Genomic DNA, 4,503 nt, shown 5'->3' with positions numbered 1-4,503 from the left:
TACCAGCGTACGGCCCACAGAATGATGTCACGCTGAAAATGCCGGCCTTTGAATGGGTTCATGTGCAGCTCCATCAGCAAAAGGGGATGATAAGTTTATCACCACCGACTATTTGCAACAGTGCCCCTTAACGAATGGAAGGGACTTCCCCTGGATATGCGCCTGATTAACTCTTGTGCAATCATGGGGTAAACATAGCCCCGGAGGGATTCGTTATGACCATCACGACTGTCGGTATCGATCTTGCTAAAAATGTGTTCGCTGTTCACTGCGTTGACCAACACGGTAAAACTGTTCTGGTTAAACCCAAAGTATCGCGTGCTGCCCTTCCTGAGCTGATTGCCAGTTTACCTCCCTGTGTTATCGGGATGGAGGCATGCTCCGGGGCTCACTACTGGGCAAGGTTGTTTCGGCAATATGGTCATGAACCACGGCTGATGGCTGCTAAATTTGTATCTCCTTACCGCATGGCCGGTAAATCAGGCAAAAATGATGCAGCTGATGCTCAGGCTATCTGTGAAGCAGTTCGTCGCCCGCATATGCGGTTTGTACCAGTGAAGGATGAGAGCCAGCAGGCGATGCAATGCCTACACCGTATCAGACAGGGTTTTATCGAAGAGAAAACAGCAACATATAACCGATTGAGAGGTTTGATATCGGAATTCGGTGTCATCGCCCCACAAAGTACAGATGCCCTGCGTCACATGGTTTCTGAGCAGAAGAGTTCTTTGCCACTTCAGGTTCAACAATGTGTTAATGACCTGCTGGAACACATTGATCGTATTGAAGATAATATTACTGAATATGACCGGATTTTGTCCCGCATGGCAAAAACAGATCACCGCAGCCAGCGATTGATGGAACTGAAAGGGATTGGTCCCACAACGGCCTGTGCGCTGGTCGCCAGTATCGGTAATGCACACGATTTTAAAAATGGGCGACAACTGGCAGCCTGGCTGGGACTAACGCCATCGCAGTACAGCAGTGGTGGGAAATCAAAGCTTGGCAGGATAACTAAAGCTGGCGATTCGTATCTGCGAACGCTACTGGTTCAGGGGGCTCGTTCGGTTCTGATTGGTGCCGAGAAAAGGACTGATTTATTCAGTCGTTGGGTCTGTTCACTGGTCGATCGCAGAGGATACTGGCGTGCCGTTGTAGCCATCGCCGCCAAAAACGCAAGGCTGTGCTGGGCATCATTGCATTACGGTGATGATTTCAGGCTGTACTCAGCCAGCTAAAGCACGAAACAAAATAACCATCTGACCTGCAATTCGTTGATGATAAAGGGTTATACCCCGTGAGGCCTATCTGGCTATTGTACAGGATATACGTATCCGCTTAACGAACAAGAACCTCACGCGCGTCTTTCATCAGGGTCCGAATCGATGACGATTCATCATGGCCGTTTATAGTACCGCAGTCTCTCCCCTTTATTTTTACTGAAGAGCAGACAGAAACCATAAACACCGGCGTTGACACGCCGGGGAAGCCCTTATAGTACAATAATTTTCGAAATCCAACCCATCCCGCCTACAGGAATGACGGATTTTTCGGCGGTTCCGGCGTAGACCCACCACAACTGCTGTATAGCTTGTGGGTAAGTGATAATGAAGTGCAAACGAGATGGCGCAAATACTCTTTTGGTTTATCTTTTAATTACTTACGTATTAAAAGATAAACCAAAAAATAAAAGACATTACTGTTATCCCCTTTAAAAAGTGGATAACCGAACAGCATCGGCGCGAGCGCCTCAAAAGTAGCTCCCCACGCTAAAGCGCGGGGCATTCAGAACGGAATCCCTCGATGGCTAACAGCTCGCCTGTTAGCCATCGAGGGATTGGACAAATCCGGCCACGCCGGATACGTCAGCAAATATCGCTGAAGAATTAGCTTACACGCTCGTAAGCGGCTCTTACGACCCGCTAACGCGGAGATACGCCCCAACTGCGGCTTCGCCTTGTTGTGACCACTCCGACCGCGCACAAAAGCCTCTGAGCCGCTTTTAGCGGAATATGGCTTTGCAGGGTGAAGGGATGGATAGGCGATCCCTTTCGATCCCTCACTGGTATCGGCGGCTAACCCTCGGTGCTACCTGTCATTTCATCCTGCCGCCTTACATGCGCTAACGCGCATAAATCCCCGTTCCTCAGTGGAACGAAAACTCACGCTAACAGGGTAGTGACCGGGTAGCCACGATAACTGCCAACAAAATTAGCTTATAGGTTAATTCTACCTTGTCTGAAATTAGCCTATAGGTTAATATTAATAGAAATGGGAGGTCACATGTTTAGCGTTGTTTATCACCCGGAAGCCAGGGAAGAAGCCACAGCATTACCCGTAAAAATCAGGGTGAAGTTTGACCGTCTCATCGGCAAACTGGAGTATGACGCCCGATTACTGCGGGAGCCGGACACGAAGCCCCTGGGCGATGGACTTTTTGAGATCCGCACGATGGGGACGGACATAGCCAGGGGAATCTGGGTATACCACAAAGGCAATACCATCATCATGCTCCGTGTTTTCATCAAGAAGTCACAGAAAACGCCAGCGAAAGAAATCGATCTCGCCAAAAAGCGGTTAGCGGAGGTACTTAATGAAACTGGTAAGCCATAAAGAACTGCATAACGAGTGGATGCAGGACGATGAATATCGCGCTGCATGGCAGGAAGAAGAACGTAAGGAAAAGCTCAGGGAGCTGCTTGCTGAATGGCGCAAGCATGACAACCTGACAAAAGCGCAGGTTGCTGAACGCATGGGGGTTACACCTCCGGTTATTTCTCGCCTGGAAAACAACATCACCAAAGCCAGCATCGACACACTGACCCGCTACGCTCACGCCTGCGGCATCAAGAAACCTGTCATTGCCCTGTACTGAATAGCCAGCCCTCCGGGGCTGGCCTTTTTGTTTCGGTCAGTCCCAAAATTTTGTTAAAGCAAGTTTAAGGTAATGACTCCAACTTATTGATAGTGTTTTATGTTCAGATAATGCCCGATGACTTTGTCATGCAGCTCCACCGATTTTGAGAACGACAGCGACTTCCGTCCCAGCCGTGCCAGGTGCTGCCTCAGATTCAGGTTATGCCGCTCAATTCGCTGCGTATATCGCTTGCTGATTACGTGCAGCTTTCCCTTCAGGCGGGATTCATACAGCGGCCAGCCATCCGTCATCCATATCACCACGTCAAAGGGTGACAGCAGGCTCTTAAGACGCCCCAGCGTCGCCATCGTGCGTTCACCGAATACGTGCGCAACAACCGTCTTCCGGAGCCTGTCATACGCGTAAAACAGCCAGCGCTGGCGCGATTTAGCCCCGACGTATCCCCACTGTTCGTCCATTTCCGCGCAGACGATGACGTCACTGCCCGGCTGTATGCGCGAGGTTACCGACTGCGGCCTGAGTTTTTTAAATGGCGGAAAATCGTGTTGAGGCCAACGCCCATAATGCGGGCGGTTGCCCGGCATCCAACGCCATTCATGGCCATATCAATGATTTTCTGGTGCGTACCGGGTTGAGAAGCGGTGTAAGTGAACTGCAGTTGCCATGTTTTACGGCAGTGAGAGCAGAGATAGCGCTGATGTCCGGCAGTGCTTTTGCCGTTACGCACCACCCCGTCAGTAGCTGAACAGGAGGGACAGCTGATAGAAACAGAAGCCACTGGAGCACCTCAAAAACACCATCATACACTAAATCAGTAAGTTGGCAGCATCACCCAGCGGACGTTCATCCGGTCCTCATTTACATTACGAGCTGGTCATCAATAACAATCCTGTTAATTCACTGTCGTTCCGGGCATCGGCACCCGCTGATAACAAACTCGAACAGCATGCCTTTGCGCATGCCAGAGACTACGAACGATACCTGGACTGATAACGGGACCGCGACGCGGCCCCGTTTGCCGGATTAATTTTTTTTATCGTTTTCACTTCCGTGATGTTGGTGATCCCCATGCCCTCCGTGGCCGTGGAAAAGATGCATTAGCGGGCAGACCAGCAATAACAGATATGGCCAGTAACCTGCCACATGTGACCAGTGTTCTCGCAGGAGGGCAAATGCCGCGATCGCGGCGACAGCAATAAGCGCATAGGTGGTACTTTTCATACTGGACTCCTTCTGTTCATAACAGACCCTTCACTCAGTGTTATTTCCCGAGCCTGACACTTTTCAGACGCAACGCATTCACAATGACGCTGACGGAAGAAAGAGCCATGGCCGCCGCCGCAATAACTGGCGACAGCAGTATTCCATACACAGGATAAAGCAGGCCTGCAGCCACCGGCACACCAAGTGCGTTGTAGATAAATGCAAAAAACAGATTCTGTCGGATATTTTTCATGGTGATCTCTGACAGATGACGGGCCCTGTTCAGTATCATCAGGTCGCCTTTGAGAAGGGTGACTCCGGCACTTTCAATTGCCACATCTGTACCCGTTCCCATGGCTATACCCACGTCAGCCGCTGCCAGCGCCGGGGCATCATTCACACCGTCTCCGGCCATCGCAACC

Annotated in this window: 5 protein-coding genes and 1 pseudogene; 3 read left to right on the top strand and 3 right to left on the bottom strand. The window is 50.6% G+C overall.

The window, feature by feature from the left end:
- The first annotated feature begins 215 nt into the window (after nucleotides 1-215).
- The 3 genes from G6041_RS01015 to G6041_RS01005 all read left to right on the top strand — a co-directional run bounded on the left by G6041_RS01015 (nucleotide 216) and on the right by G6041_RS01005 (nucleotide 2,875).
- On the top strand, nucleotides 216-1,238 hold the full coding sequence (locus tag G6041_RS01015) for an IS110 family transposase (RefSeq protein ID WP_001572362.1): 1,023 nt from the start codon (nucleotides 216-218) through the stop codon (nucleotides 1,236-1,238).
- A 1,045-nt stretch (nucleotides 1,239-2,283) separates the two neighbouring features.
- Entirely contained in the window at nucleotides 2,284-2,613 is a 330-nt protein-coding gene (locus G6041_RS01010) for a type II toxin-antitoxin system RelE/ParE family toxin (protein ID WP_000493286.1), read from the top strand.
- Nucleotides 2,594-2,875, top strand: coding sequence for a helix-turn-helix domain-containing protein (locus tag G6041_RS01005; RefSeq protein ID WP_000780222.1), 282 nt, complete (start codon nucleotides 2,594-2,596; stop codon nucleotides 2,873-2,875). Before G6041_RS01010 ends, G6041_RS01005 begins: the two co-directional genes overlap by 20 nt.
- Nucleotides 2,876-2,958: 83 nt before the next feature.
- Here the strand turns inward: G6041_RS01005 and G6041_RS01000 are convergent.
- From G6041_RS01000 to G6041_RS00990, 3 genes and pseudogenes are all read right to left on the bottom strand, one after another.
- A protein-coding gene (locus G6041_RS01000; protein WP_236908651.1) for an IS1-like element IS1B family transposase occupies nucleotides 2,959-3,656 on the bottom strand; the annotation gives its coding sequence in 2 pieces (ribosomal slippage) (nucleotides 2,959-3,407 and nucleotides 3,407-3,656; 699 coding nt in all).
- A gap of 245 nt (nucleotides 3,657-3,901) precedes the next feature.
- Nucleotides 3,902-4,099, bottom strand: coding sequence for a DUF2933 domain-containing protein (locus tag G6041_RS00995; RefSeq protein ID WP_000843494.1), 198 nt, complete (start codon nucleotides 4,097-4,099; stop codon nucleotides 3,902-3,904).
- Nucleotides 4,100-4,139: 40 nt separating this feature from the next.
- Nucleotides 4,140-4,503 (bottom strand): annotated as a pseudogene (locus G6041_RS00990) (haloacid dehalogenase); the annotation flags it as partial.

This window comes from Cronobacter sp. HA18003 (genome assembly GCF_011605905.1).
Taxonomy (GTDB): Bacteria; Pseudomonadota; Gammaproteobacteria; order Enterobacterales; family Enterobacteriaceae; genus Cronobacter; species Cronobacter sakazakii.
Note: the sequence above shows the minus strand (reverse complement) of the source record. Positions and strands in the feature narration are given on the sequence as shown.

Coding starts and splice junctions, on each gene's coding strand:
- G6041_RS01015 (WP_001572362.1), top strand. CDS start 216: ATGACCATCACGACTGTCGGTATCGATCTTGCTAAAAATGTGTTCGCT.
- G6041_RS01010 (WP_000493286.1), top strand. CDS start 2,284: ATGTTTAGCGTTGTTTATCACCCGGAAGCCAGGGAAGAAGCCACAGCA.
- G6041_RS01005 (WP_000780222.1), top strand. CDS start 2,594: ATGAAACTGGTAAGCCATAAAGAACTGCATAACGAGTGGATGCAGGAC.
- G6041_RS00995 (WP_000843494.1), bottom strand. CDS start 4,099: ATGAAAAGTACCACCTATGCGCTTATTGCTGTCGCCGCGATCGCGGCA.